The sequence below is a fragment of the Streptomyces sp. NBC_01288 genome (assembly GCF_035982055.1).
Lineage (GTDB): Bacteria > Actinomycetota > Actinomycetes > Streptomycetales > Streptomycetaceae > Streptomyces.
This window is the reverse complement of record NZ_CP108427.1, coordinates 9,726,810-9,746,904: the sequence shown is the minus strand read 5'-3', so window position 1 is coordinate 9,746,904 and position 20,095 is coordinate 9,726,810. Positions and strand designations below refer to the sequence as shown.

Here is a 20,095-nt window from a genome sequence, read left to right as displayed (position 1 = left end):
GGGTTCCTACCGTGGCAGTCATGAACAGTTCACGCATCGCCCTCGTCACGGGCGCCAACCAAGGACTCGGCCGCGCCCTCGTCGAGGGGTTGGCGGCCCGCATGGGCCCCGACGACCTGGTCCTGCTCACCGGCCGCGACGAGCGGCGCGTCACCGACGCGGCCCACGAGGTCGCGAGCCTGCCCGGCACCCGCAGCCGCGTCGAGGGCCGGGTCCTGGACGTCACCGACACCGACGCGATCGCCCACCTGGCCGACGATCTCCGGCAGCGTCACGGCGGGGTCGACATCGTGATCTCGAACGCCGTGGCCCGGGTGCTGCCCGGGGAGTCGCAGGCGGCCCGCGCCGACGAGTTCATCGACGTCTCCAACACCGCGACCCACACGATGCTGCGCTCCTTCGGCCCCGTACTGCGCCCGGGCGGCCGGTTCCTCGTCGTGGCCAGCAGCCTCGGCACCCTCGGGCACCTGGACCCCGCGCTGCACGGCCTGTTCGACGGCGCGAGCCTGGACCAGGTCGAGTACGCCGTCGAGTCCTGGCGCGGCGCCGTCCACCACCGCACCACGGCCGAGGCGGGCTGGCCGCTCTGGCTGAACGTGCCCTCGAAGGTGGCCCAGGTCGCCGCTGTCCGCGCGGTCGCCGCCGAACGCCGCGAACACGACCTCGCGACCGGCACGTTGATCGCCTCGGTCTGCCCGGGCATGGTCGACACGGACACCTCCCGCCCCTGGTTCAGCGACTTCAGCCAGGCCCGGTCCCCCGCCGACGCGGCGAGCGCCGTCCTCGACCTCGTCTTCGCCGAGCACGTCGACCCCACCCACTACGGCGAGTTGGTCCGCTTCGGCAAGGCCCTGGACTGGTACGGCGGCACACCGCCGGTGGAACAGGACCGGCTGATCACACCGTGACGGCATCGGTATCCGTGTACAGGTGACGCCGGTGCTCGCCCCTCATCCCAGTCCGGGCAGGCTCCGCAGCTCCCCGATCCTCAGGAGCCGTGCCAGGAGGAGGAACAGCAGGGCCATCGCGGTGCCGCCCGCGGCCAGCGAGAGCGCGGGCGCCCAGGAGTCCGAGGACAGGGCTCGATCGCAGACGCGGGCGAGGAGCCACCCGGCGCCGCCGGCGGCGACGGCGGCCGTGGTCAGTTTCGCGTAAGTGCGACAGATCCGGCGTCCGTCGAGCAGTCCTTCCGTACGTCGCCGCAGACGCAGCGCGGTCACCAGCAGACCGATCGCGTACGACAGCGCATAGGCGCCGGCCATCCCCGTGACCGCCCAGCTCGCGGGCAACAGGATGTGGCAGGCCGCGGCGAGGCCGATGTTGATGCCGCCGATCCACACGGCCATCCGGAACGGCGTACGGGTGTCCTCGAAGGCGTAGAAGCCGCGGAGCAGGAGGTACTGCGCGGAGAACGGGATCAGTCCCAGGCCGAAGGCCTGGAGCATGTGGCCCAGCGGCGCGGTGGCCGAGGCGTCGGCGGAGCCGTGGGCGAACAGGAGTTGAGCCGTCTGCGGGCCGAAGGCGAGGAAGAAGAAGGCGGCCGGGACGATGACGACACCGCTGACCCGCAGCGCGCGGGACAGGTCGGCCCGCAGGTCGTCGACGCGGTGTTCGGCCACGGCCCGGCTCATGCGCGGGAGCAGGGCCGTGACGAGCGAGACGGTGACGATCGACTGGGGCAACATCCAGATCTGCTGGGCGTAGCTGTAGGCGGTGTACCCGACACCGTCGCGGGGACGGGCGGCGTCCGCGTCGGAGGCCAGCCGGGTCACCACCGTGCTCGCCGCCAGGTTGGCCAGCACGAACAGCAGGGTCCAGCGTGCGGCGTTGACGCTCTTGCGCAGCCCGGTGCCGCGCCAGTCGAATCGCGGGCGGAACCGGAACCCGGCCGCGAGGGCGTAGGGGACCAACGCGAGTGCCTGGACGGCCAGCGCGATCGTGGTCCCGAGTCCGAGCAGCCGGACCTGGGCACCGGTGATGTCCGCGACCTGTTCCGGCGCGGTCATCAGGCCGAGGTAGAGGCCGAACATGGTGATCAGGACGAGGTTGTTGAGCACCGGGGTCCACATCATCGCGCCGAACCGGCTCCGGGCGTTGAGGACTTGGCCGAAGATGCTGAAGACGCCGTAGAGGAAGATCTGCGGCAGCAGGAAACGGGCGAACACCACGGTCAGCCGGAAGGCGTCGTGGGTGGCGGGTGTGTCGTGCTGATAGACGCCGATGATCTCGGGGGCGGCCCATGTGGCCAGTGCGGTCCCGATGCCGAGGACGCACAACACCAGGGTGACCAGCCGCTGTTCGAAGGCGGCCCCGCCGTCGGGGTCCTCGGCGCGGGCGCGGACCAGTTGGGGGACCAGGACGGAGTTCAGCGCGCCGCCGATCAGCAGGAAGTACAGACTTGTCGGCACCGTGTTGGCCTGGTTGTAGGTGGTGGCCAGCAGTCCGGTGCCGAGTGCGGCGCCCTGGAGCACCATCCGTATCAGTCCGGTGGCGCGCGAGACCATGGTGCCCGCCGCCATCAGCGCGGTCGAACGCAGCAGCCCACCACCGCCTTTGGGCTTCCTCTGCGCGGCGTGCCTCCGTCGTGTCCCCAAGCGATCCGGCCGCTCGGGCGAACTCTCCTCGATCATGGGCTCAATCTACGATCCCCGGACGCCGGTTCTGGCCGCGCCCCCGTGCATACCGGCGCGGCCAGACCCAACTCGGGATGTCAGGACCTGACTTCTAACCCCTCAACCCTCAACTACTGGGCTAGGAAGCCCGGTTCACGGAGTGAGCTGCCACTGGTCGATGTAGCCGACGTCGACCGCCGCGTGGTCCTGCACCCTCAACTTCCAGGTGCCGTTGACCGGTTGGGCGGAGGTGTCGACGGTGAAGGTCTGTTCGACGTTGTCCGCGGAGCCGCCGGAGCGGTTCAGCAGGGAGTAGACCGTTCCGTTCGGGCCCACGAGGTCGACGGTCAGGTCGCCGCGGTATGTGTGGACGATCTTGACGTAGACCTGGGTGGTGGCGGAGGCGTTGCCGTCGCGGCCGGTGACCGTGATCGGGGACTCCACGGCACCGGCGTTGTCGGGGATGTCGACGCGGGTGGCGCTGGCGTAGATGTTGGCGATCCGCCAGCCGAAGGCGACGGTGGCGGTCGCGCCCGTGTCGTCGGTGACGGTCACCGTGACGTCACTGGTCCCGAGGGTGGTCGGGACGCCGGAGATCAGACCGGTGCTGCTGATGGACAGGCCGTCGGGCAGTCCCGTGGCCGAATAGGTCAGGCCCGCACCGGAGTTGGTGGTGTACGCGTCCGTCTGGAGGGACACGGCCTGGCCGACTCCGCTGATCTGGGCGGCGACCGGGGCCACGTTGACGCCGAGCGCGATCCGGCTTCCCACGTTGATCGCGGCCCACGCGTCGGCCACGGCGAGGTAGGTCGGGCTGTAGGCGCCGAAGAGGTCCGCGGCGGCCTGGAGGGTCGCGGTGCGGGCACCGGCGTAGTTCGTGGACGAGGTCATGTACGTGGTCAGCGCCCGATACCAGACCTTCTGGGCGTTGTCGATGCCGATGCCGGCGACGGGCACGCCGTCGTAGGTCGGGCTGTCGTAGGCCACGCCGTTGACGGTCTTCGCGCCGCTGCCCTCGGACAGCAGGTAGAAGAGGTGGTTCGCCGGGCCCGAGGAGTAGTGGACGTCGACGCTGCCGAGCGTCGAGCTCCAATAGTCGCGGGACGCACCGTCCTTGGAGGGCTTGTCCATGTAACGCAGCGGTGTGCCGTTGCCGTTGATGTCGATCTTCTCGCCGACCATGTAGTCGGGGACGTCGGCGGGCAGGTCGGCGTGGAACTCCACCGCGGCGGCGAAGATGTCCGAGGTGGCCTCGTTCAGGCCGCCCGACTCGCCGGAGTAGGTGAGGCCGGCGGTGGCGGCGGTGACACCGTGGCTCATCTCGTGCGCGGCCACGTCGAGCGCGGTCAGCGGGTGGGTGTTGCCCGAGCCGTCGCCGTAGGTCATGCAGAAGCAGGTGTCGTCCCAGAACGCGTTGACGTAGTTGTTGCCGTAGTGGGCCCGGCTGTAGGCGGCCACCCCGTCGTTGCGTATGCCGTTGCGGCCGAAGACGTCCTTGTAGTAGTCCCAGGTCGCCGACGCGCCGAACGCGACGTCCACGCCCGCGGTCTGCCGGTTGCTCTGGGTTCCGTCGCCCCAGACATCGTTGTCATCCGTGAAGAGGGTGCCGGTGCCGGAGGTGCCCTGGTTCAGGTCGTAGGTGCGGTGCCCGGCGCGGTCGCCGTCGACGAGTTGGTACGTCGAGCCGGAGAGCGTGGTGCCGAGCGGGACCGTTCCGTTGAACTGGCCGGTGCCGGTGCCCGTTTCGATGCCCTGGTACTGGAAGACGGCCTTGCCGGAGTCGGCGTCGGTGATCACGTGCAGTTCGTTGGGCGTGCCGTCGTCCTGGAAGCCGCCGACCACCGCTTCCCAGGCGAGGACGGGCTTGGCTCCGGCGGCCCAGACGACGAGCCGGGGGGCCGCGTCGAGCTTGGCCTGTTCGCCGCCCGCCTTGGCCGCGGCCGCGAGCGCCTTGGTCTTCACCGTCGCCGACGTCACGTTGGGGGTGATGTCCGGCAGACTCAGTCCGGCCTTCGCGGCCTTCGTGACCGTGAGGCGGCCGCTCTTGGCGTGGACGACCAGGTCGCCGCCGAGGACGGGCAGCCCGGAGTACGTCCGCTCGTAGCGGGTGTGGGTGGTGCCGTCGGCGTCCTGGCTGACGTCCTTGACGACGAGCTTCTCCTTGGCGCCGAGGCCGAGGGTCTTCGCCGTGCTCTTGACGGCCGCGCCCGCGCTCTTGAGGAGGGCGGCGTGCTTCGACGGCGACAGGGCGGCCGGGGCCGCTCCGGCCCGGGGCGTGGCCAGGATCTTCGCGGAGGCGGTGTGCCCGCTGGGAGCGGCGGAGGCCGCACCGGTCTGCATACCGGCGGCCAGCAGGGTGCCGACCGCGGTGAGCACGAGGGCTGCGGTGTATCTGGGGTGGTGCGGATAACGGTCATGCCGGGTCAAGGCGTTCTCCTTATGTGGGGTGGTCGGACTCGGTGGAGTCCTGGAGAGCGGGTCGGGCCGGGATACGGCCGTCCGGCGGGCGCGCGGGTGCGGGGAGAAAGGGTGAGGAAGGAGTGAACGCTCGGTGAGCGTGGTGCACAGCAGCGTGGCATCACGCTCACAGAATTGTCATGGCTATAACAAAGCAAAGTCTCAAAATGACTGTTGCGTACTGCGGATCACTCACTTGAACAACACTTTTCAGCCTCGCCCCAGGCGTCGGCCCCGCACGGGAACGGCAGGCCGTCGAACAGATGGTTGAGTGACGGCCCTGAAGGGTAATCAGTCCTTCAACTCGCGTACGGCGCATACGACTTGCCCCACCAGGACAGCCGCGCCACGAGCACGGCACCAGTCGCCCGTGTAGACGCTGGCATATGCCAGAAGCACCACCGGATCGTGTGTTGCCAAATCCCTTACAGGGCGTCGCAGCCTGTGCGACAGTCGTAACCGGTCCCTCCATCCGCCTTGGTCGTACCGTCCCCGCATCGGAGTGCGTCATGCCGTCCCACCTCTCCGCGGACCGCCCCGCCGCCCAACCGCCCGCGCGTGGTTCGGTCGACGCGCTGATATCGCAGGCGCGGCGGCTCATGGGCGACGTGGACGCCGTACGACGGGACGCGCAGCACGACGGTGCGGACCCGCGGGAGCGGTGGCAGCGGGCGCTGTGCGATCTGGCGCTGCATCAACTCAACGATCTCGACGAGCACTTGGCCCAGCTGCGGGACGGCCCGCCGCCCGTGCCGACGGCCGTGGAAGCGGCGCCGACCCCGACTGCCGTACCGGAAGCGCCTCGTGACGACTCGCTGCTCAGCCGGGTCGGCAGCGCGGAGTGGAATCTGCTGACGGACGAGGCTAGTTGGTCCGGGGAGCTGTACCAGATCCTCGGCCGTGACCCGGCCGCTCCCCCGCTCACTCTGGACGAACTGCCGTCCCTGATCCTCGACGAGGACCGGCCCGCGCTGACCACGATGGTCACGGACTGCCTGATCGACGCCAAGCCGATCGACGGCGAGTTCCGCATCGTACGGCCCGACGGCGCCGTACGGACGGTGCACATGATGGGCGAGCCCGTGCTCGACGCCGACGGCGGCACCGCCTCGATGTGGGCCGTGCTGCGGGACGTCAGCGAACTGCGCCGCAGCCAGCGGACGGTGAGCGAGACCCGTGACTCGCTGCAGCTCCACCGGCACCACGCGCAGACCGAGCGCCGGCTCGCGGTCGAGCTGCAGGAGGCCGTGCTGCCGCCGTGGCGCGGCTCCCTGCGGCTCCCGCACCAGGGGCCGGAGACCTTGGACCTGGCCGCCCGCTATCTGCCCTCCTCCACGAGCGCGCTGATCGGCGGCGACTGGTACGACGCGCTCCAACTGTCGGACGGGGCAACGCTGTTGAGCGTCGGCGACCTCACCGGACACGGTGTCGCCGTCACCTCGGGCATGGCGATGCTGCTCGGCGCCCTGCGCGGCATGGCGATGGCGGGCACCGAGCCCGGTCAACTGATGTCCTGGCTCAACCAGTTACTCGACGCCACCGTCCAACCGGCCCTGGGCAGCGCGGTGTGCTGCCGCTACCGGCCCGAGACCCGCACCCTGGCGTGGGCGCAGGCAGGACACCCCGCCCCGCTGCTGTTCCGCGGCGGGACGGGGCGCGTGCTGAGCGCACCGGACGGCGTCCTGCTCGGCGCCACCTCGGGGGCGGCCTACGGACAGGCCGAGGAGACCCTCGAAGCGGGCGACGTCCTGCTGCTGCACACCGACGGACTGGTGCCCGGGCACAGTGGAGAGGCCGCCGTGCGCCAACTCCTCGACCTGGCACCGCGGTTCGGCGAGGCGCGAACCTCGCAGGACTGCGTGCGGATGGTCGTGGAGGAGTTCGGCGACACCGAGCGCGCGGACGACGCGTGCGTGCTCGTCGCCAGGACGACCTGAGAAAGAAGCGGCTGCACGAACTCCTTGTGCGGAAGGAGCCGTACAAACCCCCTATGCCTGTGCGCTGTTGCCGCCCTTGGCCCTCGGGCTCCTGGACTGGATCTTCGGCAGCGCGAGTGCGATCTCCTCCCGCAGTTCGTGGATCTTCGGATAGCCGGCGTACTGGGCGGTGAGCCGGTACATCTCGCGCAGCCGGTCCCAGGTGCGGTGGGAGGAGTTCGATCCCATCGACGCGAGGGCCAACCGCGCGTACCTGTCCGCCTGTTCGGGGTCGTCGGCGATGAAGCAGGCCGAGGCCATCGACAGGAAGTCGAAGATCTTCGAGCGCTGCCGTCCGTCGACCCGCAGCGCCAGGGCCTTCGCCGCGAAGTACTGGGCGTGCACGGCCGCTCCGGGCTCGTGCTCGGCCAGGGTGCGGTAGGCCAGAGCCTGCATGCCGTAGAGATCCTCCTCCTTGAACGTCTGCATCCAGCTCGGGGACGGTACGTCGCCGCGGTCGGAGACGAAGAGGTCCTCCGCCTGGCCGAGGGTGCGGCGCATGGCCTGGCCCTTGCCCATCGACGCCTGTGCCCAGGCCTCGATGGTGCAGAGCATGGCCTGGGTGCGCGGCAGCACCTCGTCGCCGGAGCCGGTCTTGGCGAGTTTCATGAGATCGAGCGCGTCGTCGGGCCGGCCGAGGTGCACCATCTGGCGAGCCGCCCGTGAGAGCGCCTCCCCGGCGCGGGGCCGGTCGCCGCCCTCACGGGCCGCGTGGGCGGCGATGACGAAGTACTTCTGGGCCGTGGGCTCCAGGCCGACGTCGTGGGACATCCAGCCCGCGAGTACGGCGAGGTTGGCGGCGACGCCCCACAGGCGCCGCTGCACATCGGCCGGGTGCCGGTAGGCGAGCATGCCGCCCACCTCGTTGAGCTGTCCCACCACGGCCTTGCGTTGCAGCCCGCCGCCGCGGGCCGCGTCCCAGGCCCGGAACACCTTGACGGACTCCTCCAGTTCCTCGATCTCCTGCGACCCGATGGGGGCGGCCTCGTAGCGGTCGAACCCAGCGGGGTCGGCGTGCAGGGGATCGTCGAACCGGGGAGCGTCGGCGGAAAGAGTCGGATCGGAGTGCAGCCATGCGTACATGGCGCTGCTGAGTGCGGAGCCTGCGGCGAGCGCGGCGCCCGCGCCCACCAAGCCGCGTCGGTTGAGCATGAGGTCCATTCCCGTGAATTCGGTGAGGACCGCAGCAGTCCGTTCGGGCGCCCACGGCACACCGTCGGGATGTTCCACACTCCCGTCGTCGGGCCGTTTTCCCGTACGCCCGTGCCGGACCAGACCGAGGTCCTCGATGGTCACGACACGGCCGAGACGCTCGGTGAACAGAGCCGCCAGCACCCTCGGCACCGGATCGCGCGGGATCTCTCCCGTGTCGATCCAACGCCGTACCCGCGAGGTGTCGGTCGACAGCTGGGGGTGGCCCATGGCCGCCGCCTGCCGGTTGACCCGCCGTGCGAGCTCGCCCTTGGACCAGCCGGCGAGGCCGAACAGGTCCGAGAGACGGGAGTTGGGTTGTCCGTTCACGTCAAGCCCCCAGGTTCTCGGCTGACTTGAACATAGCCCGGCGCGGGTTGCCGGGCGACTATTCGCCAGGGTTCGCCAGGGTGCGCCAGATGGTGTGCCACTGCGCATCTGGTGTCAGGTAGGAACGCGCCACCCCGACCCGGTCACCGAGGGACATTCCCCAGGGTGATCCCGTGGGACCGGGCCGGGCAGCGCGCTTGTTTGGACAGGCACTGCAGGCACACGAAGGGATCTGTATCTCCCATGTACACAGCATCGTCCTCCGTGTCCGCCCCGCCCCGGTCGCTGCACCCCCGCCCGGGCGCCGGCGGCCCCTACCTCGACCCGGCGCGGCCGGCGGCCGCCCCCGTGCTCGGTGCGGGCAGGCCGCGGCGCGTTCCCGGGCTCGGCCCCCAACCCCTCAGCGGGAGACTCGACTTGTCCGGCCCTCAGGGCGCCCAGCTGCGTACGGCGATCGCGTCGGTGCACCGGATCTGCCCGGAGTTCGCTCCGGTGCAGGTGCTACGCCGCAACGGGCGCTCCGTGCTCCTGGTCGGAACGACCGGACGCAGCACGGCCGTCGCGAAGTGTTTACTGGACCACTCCCCCGCGTGGGCCGAGCGGATCCGGCACGAGATAGCGGCCTACCGCTCGTTCGTCCGGCACCGCCCGCCGGTGCGGGTGCCGCGGCTGATCGCGGCGGACCCGGACAACTGCACGCTGGTCATCGAGCGGATGCCGGGCCGGGTGGCGGCGCTGCACCGGCACCCGGCGGAGGCCCCGCCGCGGGCGGACATCCGGGCGGCGCTCGGCTCCATCTGCCGGCTGAACGCCTGGCGGCCGCCGGCGGGCACGTTCGACGCCCCGCTGGATTACGCGGCCCGTATCTCCCGCTTTCACGAGCTGGGGCTGCTCACCGACCGGGACATGGGAGACCTGCAGAAGCTGCTGCACGGCATCGCGCACTCGGCGGGCCGCGGCGGGATGGGCCAGTTCTGTCACGGTGACGCCCTGCTGTCCAACATCCTTCTCTCACCGGCCGGTCCAGTGCTGGTGGACTGGGAGCACGCCGGCTGGTACCTGCCGGGCTACGACCTGGCCACGCTGTGGGCGGTCCTCGGGGACGCTCCGGTGGCCCGGCGGCAGATCAGTCAGATCGCGCAGTCGGCGGGACCGGCGTCGCGTGACGCGTTCCTGGTGAACCTGATGCTGGTGCTGACCCGCGAGATCCGTACCTACGAGATGGCCGTGCAGCGTTCGATGCACGACTCGGCCCCGGCGGCACCGGGAGTGGTGGCCCACCCGGGTGCTGCGCCGTCCGGCGAGGAACAGCGGCTGCTGCTGAGGCGGCTGCACGACGACTGCCAGATGGCCCGACGGGCCGTGCGTGCGGCGGTCGGCACTCGCTGACGGGGACGACGGTCCGCGGTGCGCCCTGCAGCGGCGCACCGCGGACCGTCGTGTGTCCGGCCGACATATGGCCGACCTCTATGTGTCCGGCCTATATATATCTGCCGGGGCCCCGTCTCTTCCAGGGCCCCGCCGCACTCCCCCATTGGTGTACTCCACTGACGCCCCGCAGGCCCGGACACCACCGCCACGAAATTCCTCGCATCCCCCGTTGACATGGGAAATCGCCTTCCTCTGGGCATGATTGACGGATCGTCGGCCAGCCGGTACCACTGACGCACGCCCGGCCCCGCACGGTTCATGACAATCCCACCGTCCCAGGAGGCTGCATTGCGAGGAACCTCGACCGACCCCACCCGCTCTCCCGGACACAGACGCGCGCGCCGGTCCGCAGGCGCGCTCGCCACCGCCGCCCTGCTGCTGCCCCTGCTGGGGGCGGCCCCCTCGGCGAGTCCCACCGACTCCTCCGCCGCCACCCTCCAGCGGGCGTTCGCGTCGGCGTCCGCCGAGTACCACGTGCCGCAGACGGTGCTGCTGGCCGTCTCCTACCTCCAGTCCCGCTGGGACACCCACGGCGGAGCGCCGAGCGTGACCGGCGGCTACGGCCCGATGCACCTCACGGACGCCCGCACCGCCCTCGCCGCGACGGAGCACCTGAGCGAGGGCTCCGAGGACCCCCGCGGCGACAGCGCCCGCACCGCCCTGCATCCCACCGCGCAGATCCCGGCGGACTCCCAACTCCCGGCCCGGCTCAAGACGTTGACGAAGGCGGCCGAGCTGACCGGCCTTCCGGCGACCGACCTCCGTACCGACGGGAGCGCCAATGTGGCCGGCGGTGCCGCACTGCTGGCCGACGCCCAGAAGGGCCTCGGTGAGTCGCTGAGCGCTGATCCGGCCGACTGGTACGGCGCGATCGCGCGCTTCTCCGGCGCCGACGACACGGCGACCGCGGCCGCGTATGCCAACGATGTCTACGACGTGATCCACACCGGCGAGGCGCGCACCACGGACGCCGGGCAGCAGGTCGCCCTGGCCGCCCAGCCGGACCTCGCGCCCGACACCGCGCAGCTGAGGGAGACCGGCCTGCGCACGGTCTCCGCCGACGGCACCGAGTGCCCCAAGAAGGTGTCCTGCGAGTGGATCCCCGCGCCGTACTCCCGGTTCGGGGACGACGACTACGGCAACCACGACCTGGGCGACCGGCCCGCGTCGCAGAGCATCAAGTACATCGTCATCCATGACACGGAAGGCCAGTGGGCCGGTGTCCTGAACCTGGTCCAGGACCCCACCTATGTGTCGTGGAACTACACGATCCGCTCCACCGACGGTCTCATCGCCCAGCATGTGAAGGCCAAGGACGTGGCCTGGCACGCGGGCAACTGGTACATCAACGCCAAGTCGATCGGCATCGAGCACGAGGGCTTCCTCGCGGCGCCGGACGCCTGGTACACGGAGGCGATGTACCGCTCGTCGGCGCGACTGGTGTCGTACCTGACCAGGAAGTACGGCATTCCGCTGGACCGGCAGCACATCCTCGGCCACGACAACGTGCCGGGGCCGACCACGTCCACGGTCCCCGGGATGCACACCGACCCGGGCCCGTACTGGGACTGGGCGCACTACTTCGACCTGCTGGGCCACCCGGTCAAGCAGACCGCGAAGAAGGGCGGCGGCCTGGTGACCATCCGTCCCGACTACGCCCGCAACCAGCCGGTGTACACGGGCTGCGTCACCGCCGGCCAGCCGTGCGCGGTGCACGGGTCGAGCGAGGTCCGGCTGTACTCCGGGCCCGGCGAGACCTACCCGCTGATCAAGGACATCGGCCTCGGGACGACCCCGACCACCGGGGTCAACGACCTCTCCTCACGGGTGTCCACGGGGCAGCAGTACGCGGTGGCCGACCGCTCCGGGGACTGGACCGCGATCTGGTACCTGGGACAGGAGGCCTGGTTCAAGAACCCGAAGAAGCAGCCCACCGCGGTGAAGGCGGCCGGTCTGGTGGTGACGCCGAAGGACGGTGCGGACAGCGTCCCGGTGTACGGCCGCGCCTACCCGGAGGCCTCTGCCTATCCGACGGGAGTACCCGCCCAGGCGATCTCCCCGCTGCCGTACAAACTGCTCAAGGGCCAGAAGTACGTGGTCGGTGACAAGGTGCCCGGCGAGTACTACTACGCGGTCACCTTCACCACCGACTCGCACAAGGTCGTCGTAGGAAAGGATCTCTACTACGAGATCCAGTACGGCCACCGGGTGGAGTTCGTGCGCGCCGCCGACGTGACGGTGGAGCGGTCGAGCCGCTAGCCGTGCCTCAGCCCTGCTGGAACAGTTCCGCCGGGAGCGGTTTCAGCAGGGCGTAGAGGTCGTCCGTGATGGGGCGGTCCCAGGCGGCGATGGTGACCAGGACGTTGTCGCTGCGGTCGAACTGGACGCAGGAGATCCGGCTCTCGGAGAGCTTGAGGCGGCGCACGATCAGCAGGTTGTCGCCCTGCATCACCGGCATGTCCTCGACGCCGACGACGGTCACCTCCTCGTCGTTCTCCAGCGCGAGGAGCAGTTGCGCGACCTCGAACGGGATCTCGTCCTCGGCGACGTCACGGGCCGGGGAGCCCTCCGGCAGATTGCCGATGACCATCGCGGGGCCGCGGCCGCCGAACAGGTCGTACCGCAGGAACACGCCCTGGCAGGTGCCGTCGGGCGCGGGCAGCAGACCGGCACCCAGGTTGCCGGGCCAGTCGCCCGGGTCCATGGCCAGCACATCGAATTCGGGGCCGGCGGGGGTGGCGCTGCGGCGGCGGAGGAACGACATGAAGCCATGGTACGGGGTGCCGTTCGGCGATGGGGCCGTGGTTCAGTGCCGGGTGCGTGGTCGGGTGCCGGTGCGTGGGGGCTGGTCGCGCAGTTCCTCGCGCCCCTAGGGGGTCGGCCTTACGTTGGTTTGATCAGTGCCGTTTCTAGGCCTGTGTGGTCTGTGCCCAGTTTTCGGTAGGCGGCTGACAGGAGGCGTACTGCCGTTTGTTCGTCCGTCTGGAGTTCTACGGCTATCTCGGCGTCCGTGTGGCCGTCGGCCGCCAGGGTTGCGGCGGCGCGTTCCTGGGTCGTGAGGGTGTCTGTCTCGGTGCTGTGGAGGCGGCGGGGACGTAGGCCCGCTGCGGCCAGTTCGGCTCGGGCCGTGTCCGCGAGGCCGTCTGCGCCGCATTGGACGGCTGCGTCGAGGCCTCGGTAGAGGTGGTCGCCGGCTTCCTTGGACCTCCCTACTCGGCGGAGTTCGGCGCCCAGGGCGACGAGGGCGCAGGCCAACTCGTAGGCGGCCGGGGAGCGTTCGAGGTGGGTGACGGACTCTTCCAGGAGTTTGGCACGGGCCGAGCCGGTGGAGACCTCGGCGGCGATCCGCAGAGCCTGGCCGATGGCGGACGGGGTGCCGAACTGGCGGGCGCGGGCGACCGCTTCGTGGGCGGTGACGACGGCACGCTCGGGGGTGTCGTGGCGTTCGGCGCGGGCGAGGTGGAGCTGCCAGGGGCACCACGCGGGGTTGCGGATGCCGCGCGGGTCCAAACGGCGGCCGGCGGCGGCCAGTTCGGCCGCCGCCTCCTTGGCGAGGCCACGGGCCAGGAGGAGTTCGCCGTACACGGTCTGCGCGTCCGGGAAGACGACGGCGGCCGGGAAGGGTTCCGCGAAGGCGTGGTCCTCGGCGAGTTGTACGGCTTCCGCGACCCGGCCGCGGGCCAGCAGGACCTCGATGAGGATGCCGGTGCCGTACCAGTAGACGGGGGTGCCGGGTCCGACACGTTCGGCCAGGCGCAGGCCCGCGCGGGCGAAGTCCTCGGCCTCGGCGAGGCGGCCGCGCCGGTAGCGGAGGTAGCCGAGGAAGGTGTACCCGAAGGACAGGTGGGCGCCGCGCCAGCCCTGTTGTTCGAAGTCGGCGATGCCGGTGGCGAAGAGTTCCTCGGCGCGGCCCGGCCGGTCGCAGTACATGAAGGTGAGGGCGACCAGCACCGGCACCTCGAACCCGCGGTCGGCCTCCGCCCAGCCGAGACCACCACTCAATGCGCGTTCGGCATGGTGCAGGGCCACATGTGCGGGTTCACCACGGAGTACGGCGTCCCAGGTGCGGAGGCCGATGATGTACCGCTCGGTGAGGTCGCGGCCCTTGAGTCGGTCGGCGAGTTTGGCGAGGCGGCGGGAGCGGGAGGGGTGGTCGGGTTCGTCGGCGCGGAAGGCGTCCCACATGAACTGCTCGGAGAGCATGCGGAGTTTGACCCGGGCGTCGCCGGTGACGCGGATCTCGCGGGCGAGGGTGTCGGAGGCCTCGGCGAGGCGGTCGCTGTGGGCGAGGACCTGGGAGAGGCGGTAGACGATGTTCTGGCGCAGACCGGCGTCGCTGATCGGTTCTTCGAGGGCGGCCCGGAGGTGGTTGACGGTGGTCGCCGGTTCGGTGAGCAGGGAGGCGCTGCCGAGTTCGTACAGGACGGCGGCCCGGTCGTCGAAGGGCGGGGGTTCGCGCAGGGCGCGGGCGAGGTAGCTGCGGGCGGTGTCGGGGGCGCCAGCCCGCAGGGTCTCGCCGGCGGCCGCGCGGAGTTGCTGGACCACCCAGTTGTCGCCGTCGGGGTGTGTCTCCATGAGGTGGCGGGCGGCGGAGGAGGGACCCTGGCCCTCGTTGATGACGCACCAGGCGGCCTGGCCGTGCAGGGCCACGCGGACGCCGGCCGGGATGGCCCGGTAGACGGCGGTGGCGATGAGCGGGTGGACGAATTCGAGGGTGCCCACGGCGGTCAACGTGCCGGTGAGGATGCGGGCGCCGCGCAGTGCGTCGACGGCGTCGGCGGCCTCCTCGTGGCCGAGTCCGGCGACGGCGGCGGCGAGCATCGGATGCGGCTCGGTGCCGAGGACCGCGCAGGCCCAGGCGAAGCGGACGGTCGAGGTGCCGAGGCGTTCGAGGCGGGTGGTGAGGCCGCTGCCCTTGACGGCGGCGGCGAGGTCGCGCAGTTGGTAGGCCCCGGCTTCGGTGGGGTTCAGGCCCCGGTCGTGGATCTTGGCGGTGAGTTCGACGGTCTCGAAGGGGTTCCCGGCGGTGACGGCCCAGCACTCGTGGCAGAACGCGTCGTCGGCGTGCTCGCCGAGCGTCTCCCGTACCAGGTCCGCTACGGCGGCGACGCTGAGCGGTTCGAGGTCGAGGGGGCGTCCGCCGGCCCGGCCGGGCAGTCCCCTCAACGACTCGGCGTGGTCGGGGAGTTCGTCGGGCCGGTAGGCGACCACGACCAGCAGCGGGAGTTGCTCGGCGCGAGGCGCGAACGCGGCCAGCCAGCCCAGGGATTCGGGGTCGGCCCAGTGCGCGTCGTCGAGGACGAGGACCATCGGGGCACGTTTCACCGCGAGGTGGGTGAGTACCCAGTCGAGGCCGTCGCGCAGACCCTGCTGGTCGGGCGGGGAACCTTCGGTGGGCGCGCACAGGCCGAGGGCGGGGCCGACGATGTCGTACCAACTCCCCAGCGAGGAGCGGAGATCGGCGTCGGCCGAGCCGGCGAACTGCGGTTGCAGGAGCTGTCGGGCGACGTGGAAGGCGACGCGCTGTTCCTGGTCGCCGCCGCGCGCGGAGAGCACGGTGCAGCCGTGGGCGGCGGCGCGGCGGCGCACTTCGGCGAGGAGGGTGGTCTTGCCGATGCCGGCCCGTCCCGCGAAGGCGAGCAGGGCACCGCGCGGCCGGTCTCCCGGTTCGCCGCCGTCCGTACGCAGACCTGTCAGCTCGCCCAACGCCTCGTCCACGGCGGCGAGTTCACTCTCCCGTTCGAAGAGTGTCCTTCTGCTGCGTGCACTCCGCTGCCCCATGCCATACCCCCTGCCACGGTGGTGCGCCCGCGCGGGGAGCGAACGCGCACCGTGAGCTACAGGGACCTCAGCGTACGCTTCCCGAGGGTCGCGCGACCCGGTAGTCGACGAAGGCGTACCGGCCGGTTCTCCTGTGCTACCAGTGACGGCGGAGACACGGTCCCCACTTGATCAAGTCCCGCCCGAGACGGACGATGGGATCACTGATCTCCCCCTCAGTCTCGGAGGCGAACGTCGATGGACGATCTACGTCAACTGCTGCGCGAACTGGAGGTCTTCGCGGGCGAACTGCCCACCTTCGATCCCTTGGCCGCGCCGGACACCCCGTCCGAGTTGTTCACCGAGTGGCTGCTGGGGGCGATGGAGGCCGGTGTGCGCGAGCCGCACGCGATGACGGTCTCGACGGCCGGCGCCGACGGCAACCCGACGGCAAGGACCTTGATCCTCAAGGGCGTTGGCCCCGACGGCTGGCGCTTCGCGTCGGACGGCGGCAGCGTCAAGGCCCGCGATCTCGCCCAACGCCCTTTCGCAGCCCTGACGTTCTACTGGTCGCCGCTCGCCCGTCAGATCCGCGTGCGCGGTCCCGTCATGGCAGCGGGCGAGGCGGACAGCGCGGCGGACTTCCTGGCGCGGAGCACCGGCGCCCGCGCGGAGGCGCTGGTCGGCCGCCAGTCGCAGCCGTTGGCGGACCTCGCGGAACGGGACGCGGCGGTCAAGGAGTCCCTGGAGCGACTTGAGGACGAGCCGGACCTCGTGGCACCTGGCTGGACGTTGCACACCGTGCGCCCGGAGTCGGTCGAGTTCTGGCAGGGAGACAAGGAACGTCGGCATACGCGGCTTGTGTATGTCCGTGAGGGTGGGGGCGCGGGCCAGGGTTCAGGGTGGCGTAAGCAGTTGTTGTGGCCGTGATCGGTGACTTGGCGTCTGTTGGCTGTGCCGGTGGTCACTTCATGTCGAGCGCGTACTCGCAGAACACCTTCTGGGTGTAGGTGGTGCTGCCTTGCGTGTAGTTCACCCGGCAGTCGCCGAGATGCTTCTTGATACGCCCGACAATCTTGACCGTCACCATGAAGTAGTAGTCGCCGCTGTCCTGGTGACTACGTATCACGATGGGCTTGCCGACGTAGTTGGGCATTGAGGTCATGTCCCTGGATCCCGGGATGTTCTTGTCCTCCTCCTCGCTGTCCAGGACGTATCCGTTCGTGTCCTTCATGGAGTAGAGCGGGTATCCCTCGACCTGCGCACCGGCCGGAACGCCTGCCAGCCGCACCGAGGTGATCCGGACCGTCGACTTGGACTTGTTGACGAACAGCGGGAAGGCGAATCTCCAGACGCTTCCGAGCTTGGCGTCGGGAACACCCAGAATCCCGACAGAGGGTGGACCCACCGCCGTGAGAGCGTGCCCTGCGGCAGGAGCGGAACTCGCCGGACTCGCATCGGATCCGGGCAACGCGAGTACCGAGAAGAGCACGACAGCGAGCGTCAGAGGTCGGCGCCGGGTACGTCTGGCCTGCAACACACGTGCCCCCTGCGCCTTTGTGGACTTCACCCCTGATGGGGATCATGTCCGAACCGGGGGAGCATATGGATCACTTCCTTAAACGCTCAACGACCTTTGCCCAAAGGGCAGACAAAGACGGGTTGGGCAGGTGATCGGTAAATGGGTGGCACGTTGCCGAGGCCGTCGAAAGACTGCCTCGGTGATCCCTGCCGAGTTGCCTCAACCGCTTCGACCTCGTGCTCTGCGGCCCGGAGATCTCGTCGTTGTCGCATCGCTGTCCGGACCGCTCCACGCCGTGTACGAGCCCGACCTGGAGCAGGCGGAGGTCGTGCTTGAGCGGATGGGGTTCCGCGTGCGTCGGTCGCCGCTGCTCGAAGTGGGGCGGCACCGCTGGTGGAGCGCGGCGTCGCCGGTGGAGATCGCGACGGAGTTCAATGCTCTTCTGCGTGATCCTGAGGTGCGCGCCGTCATCGCGCATGACGGCGGCCAGACGGCGCTCGGCTACCTCGACCTGATCGACGTCGAGGCGATCAGGGCCGACCCCAAGCCGATCCTCGGCTACAGCGACATCTCGCTGCTGCATCTGGTGCTCTACGCGCAAACGGGTCTGGTCGGTTTCCATACCGACTTGGCCACCCCTGGACTCGGCGGACACTGGCAGGCCGCGCCCGTCGCACGCAGGGCGGAACTCGAAAAGCTTTACTCGACGCTGCTGACCAGTACGGAACCGATCGGTATGCTGCCGGCCGCCCCCTCGTGGGAGTGCTGGCGTGCCGGTCGCACCGAGGGCCGGCTGATCGGCGGGGTGATCAACCGCATCGTGCTGGCGCAGGCGACGCCCTACGCACTGCCGCTCGAACGGTTCGACGGCGCGGTGCTGTTCTGGGAGGAGTCGGGCGGCCACGCATCGCATGTATGGAGCTATCTACAGGTACTGCGGCACGCCGGCATCCTCGATCGAATCGCCGGCATGGTCGTGGGCATCCCGAACGCGATCGACGGACTCCACTCGCCCGACGCGTCCCCTACCCTGCGCGAGATCGTCCTCGACGTCCTCGGTGACCGCGACATCCCGGTCCTGGGAAACGTCGAGTTCGGACACGCAGGCCCGAATCTGCCGATGCCGGTCGGCATCCGCGTCGCCCTTGACGCGCGGCAGCGGACCCTGTCGCTGCTCGAACCGGCGGTACGCCCGTCCACGGTGACCGATCCGGTCGGCTGATCCGGTCGGCTGAGCAACGCGAACGGCGCGCTGCTTCAGGATCATGCGGAATCACGCCCGCACCGCGTCCGCCCCGCCGGATCACTCGACAGCCGCTGCCCATTGCCGGCCGACCCAAGTCACCATAGAGACAAGGGACTTGCTCACACCTCCAACGCCGTCGGCGGCACCACCGCGACCGGGCTCGCCGCGTGCAGCAGCACCGCCTGGGTGACCGAACCGAGCAACCGGGCCGGGGACAGCAGGCGGCGGCGATGGCGGCCCACGACGACGAGGTCGGCGTCCTTGGAGGCGGCGACGAGGTGGCCGGCCGCGTCGCCCGGGGCGATGTACGGCTCGGTCCGGATGTCCGGGTGGTGTTCGCGGTGCGGGGCGAGGAGGGCCTCGGTGAGGGTGCGGGTCTCGTTCTCGATGGCGCCCTGGTCGATGACCGGCGGGAGGAGTTCGCCGGGGGAAGCCCAGGCCTGCGGCGGCCACGGGTACGCGGCGACAACCTGGAGACGGGCTCCGCGCAGGGCGGTCTCGGCGAAGGCGAAGGCAAGGGTGGTCTCGTCGGGGCTGTCCACGTGCAGGCCGACGACCACGCGGGGTCCGGGTTCGGCCGGAATCGCGCCGTGGACCTCGCGGCCGGGCCGGGGCACCACGACCACGGGGCAGTCGGCATCGCGGGCGGCGGCCATGCCGTTGGAACCGAGCAGCAGGCTGGCGAAGCCGCCGCGGCCACGCGAGCCGAGCACCAACAGCTGTGCGGTGGAACCGAGTTCGGGCAGGACGGCGCCCGGTGCGCCCTGCAACCGGAGGTACTCCATGACCGGCCGGTCGGCCCGCCCTTCGACATACGTACGCACCTGGTCGAGCACCTCGTCCGGGTCCGGCGGCCCGGCGACCAGGACGCCGGGCGGTGTCCACGCGGCGGCGTACTGCCACACATGGACGACCCGCAACGGCGCCCCGCGTCCACGGGCCGCGTCGAGGGCCCAGTCCAGGGCGCGCAGGCTGTCGTCCGAACCGTCGACCGCCGCGATGACCGGCAGGGTGCTCATGGGTTCCTCACCTCTGGGTTGACGGGACCTTTCCCCTCCGGGGCCAGCCTGGCTCAGGCACCCGCTCCACATGGGTTCTCAAGGTCGCGTGTCCGGAAAATCAGGTCCGACACCCCCACGTACTCACTGCGTGCCGATCACGCGTCGACGGTGACGGCGATGGCGACGAGTCGACGTTCGCGGCCCAGGACTCGGTCGAGGAGGTGCACCAGGCGGTACATGAAGAAGCGTCGCCTCATCATCTCCTGGACGCGGGCGGTCTCCGCGGGATCCAGGAGCCGGGCGGTCGCCCGCACGGCGGGTGCGTCGGCGGGGACTGTGCCCTTCATGTTGCAGGGGGCGATGGTCACTTGAGGGTTGTTGCGGATCCGCTTGACCTTCCCGGTCTCCGGCGGTGTCAGGACGTAGAGAGTGCCGTCCCGTACGAGGCCGCCGACGGGGGTGGGGACGGCCTGGCCGTTGCGGCGGAAGGTGGTGAGGCTGACGTGGCTGCCCCTGCCGATGCGGTCGAGAGCCTGGTCGAAGTCGGTGCGCGGGGTGGCCATGCGGGT

At 70.4% G+C, this 20,095-nt stretch carries 14 protein-coding genes; 6 read left to right on the top strand and 8 right to left on the bottom strand.

Annotation, left to right across the window (positions count from 1 at the left end; genetic code table 11):
- The first annotated feature begins 20 nt into the window (after positions 1-20).
- The gene (locus OG194_RS43830) at positions 21-908 is read left to right on the top strand and encodes an SDR family NAD(P)-dependent oxidoreductase (protein WP_327406292.1); all 888 of its coding nucleotides are present in this window, start codon (positions 21-23) and stop codon (positions 906-908) included.
- Positions 909-950: 42 nt separating this feature from the next.
- Here the strand turns inward: OG194_RS43830 and murJ are convergent, their stop codons facing one another.
- Together murJ and OG194_RS43820 are read right to left on the bottom strand one after the other, a co-directional pair.
- On the bottom strand, positions 951-2,630 hold the full coding sequence (murJ, locus tag OG194_RS43825) for a murein biosynthesis integral membrane protein MurJ (protein ID WP_327406291.1): 1,680 nt from the start codon (positions 2,628-2,630) through the stop codon (positions 951-953).
- A gap of 135 nt (positions 2,631-2,765) precedes the next feature.
- A complete protein-coding gene (locus tag OG194_RS43820; protein WP_327406290.1) occupies positions 2,766-5,039 on the bottom strand; it encodes a M4 family metallopeptidase in 2,274 nt (757 codons plus the stop codon).
- Positions 5,040-5,578: 539 nt separating this feature from the next.
- Here OG194_RS43820 and OG194_RS43815 point away from each other — a divergent pair.
- The gene (locus OG194_RS43815; RefSeq protein ID WP_327406289.1) at positions 5,579-7,006 is read left to right on the top strand and encodes a PP2C family protein-serine/threonine phosphatase; all 1,428 of its coding nucleotides are present in this window, start codon (positions 5,579-5,581) and stop codon (positions 7,004-7,006) included.
- Positions 7,007-7,057: 51 nt separating this feature from the next.
- Here the strand turns inward: OG194_RS43815 and OG194_RS43810 are convergent, their stop codons facing one another.
- A complete protein-coding gene (locus OG194_RS43810; protein ID WP_327406288.1) occupies positions 7,058-8,566 on the bottom strand; it encodes a DNA-binding protein NsdB in 1,509 nt (502 codons plus the stop codon).
- A 243-nt stretch (positions 8,567-8,809) separates the two neighbouring features.
- Here OG194_RS43810 and OG194_RS43805 point away from each other — a divergent pair, with 243 nt between their 5' ends.
- Positions 8,810-9,955 carry an aminoglycoside phosphotransferase family protein gene (locus OG194_RS43805; RefSeq protein WP_327406287.1) on the top strand — a complete coding sequence of 382 codons (1,146 nt, stop codon included), beginning with the start codon at positions 8,810-8,812 and terminating at the stop codon, positions 9,953-9,955.
- A 330-nt stretch (positions 9,956-10,285) separates the two neighbouring features.
- The gene (locus OG194_RS43800) at positions 10,286-12,256 is read left to right on the top strand and encodes an N-acetylmuramoyl-L-alanine amidase (protein ID WP_327406286.1); all 1,971 of its coding nucleotides are present in this window, start codon (positions 10,286-10,288) and stop codon (positions 12,254-12,256) included.
- 7 nt (positions 12,257-12,263) lie between these two features.
- On the opposite strand, the gene OG194_RS43795 is transcribed toward OG194_RS43800, so the two are convergent.
- Both OG194_RS43795 and OG194_RS43790 read right to left on the bottom strand, forming a co-directional pair.
- Positions 12,264-12,761, bottom strand: a complete 498-nt coding sequence (locus OG194_RS43795; RefSeq protein ID WP_033280692.1) for a hypothetical protein — start codon at positions 12,759-12,761, stop codon at positions 12,264-12,266.
- A 119-nt stretch (positions 12,762-12,880) separates the two neighbouring features.
- On the bottom strand, positions 12,881-15,778 hold the full coding sequence (locus OG194_RS43790) for a helix-turn-helix transcriptional regulator (protein ID WP_327406285.1): 2,898 nt from the start codon (positions 15,776-15,778) through the stop codon (positions 12,881-12,883).
- 237 nt (positions 15,779-16,015) lie between these two features.
- On the opposite strand from OG194_RS43790, the gene OG194_RS43785 reads away from it, so the two are divergent.
- Positions 16,016-16,687 (top strand): pyridoxine/pyridoxamine 5'-phosphate oxidase, encoded by a 672-nt coding sequence (locus OG194_RS43785; RefSeq protein ID WP_327406284.1) that lies wholly within the window; start codon positions 16,016-16,018, stop codon positions 16,685-16,687.
- Between the two features lie 34 nt (positions 16,688-16,721).
- On the opposite strand, the gene OG194_RS43780 is transcribed toward OG194_RS43785, so the two are convergent.
- Complete coding sequence (locus OG194_RS43780; RefSeq protein ID WP_327406283.1) at positions 16,722-17,165, bottom strand: hypothetical protein; 444 nt, start codon at positions 17,163-17,165, stop codon at positions 16,722-16,724.
- A 328-nt stretch (positions 17,166-17,493) separates the two neighbouring features.
- Here OG194_RS43780 and OG194_RS43775 point away from each other — a divergent pair, with 328 nt between their 5' ends.
- Positions 17,494-18,501, top strand: a complete 1,008-nt coding sequence (locus tag OG194_RS43775) for a S66 peptidase family protein (RefSeq protein ID WP_327407397.1) — start codon at positions 17,494-17,496, stop codon at positions 18,499-18,501.
- A 143-nt stretch (positions 18,502-18,644) separates the two neighbouring features.
- Here the strand turns inward: OG194_RS43775 and OG194_RS43770 are convergent, their stop codons facing one another.
- On the bottom strand, positions 18,645-19,544 hold the full coding sequence (locus OG194_RS43770; RefSeq protein ID WP_327406282.1) for a universal stress protein: 900 nt from the start codon (positions 19,542-19,544) through the stop codon (positions 18,645-18,647).
- A gap of 137 nt (positions 19,545-19,681) precedes the next feature.
- Complete coding sequence (locus OG194_RS43765; protein WP_327406281.1) at positions 19,682-20,089, bottom strand: PPOX class F420-dependent oxidoreductase; 408 nt, start codon at positions 20,087-20,089, stop codon at positions 19,682-19,684.
- Positions 20,090-20,095: the final 6 nt, after the last annotated feature.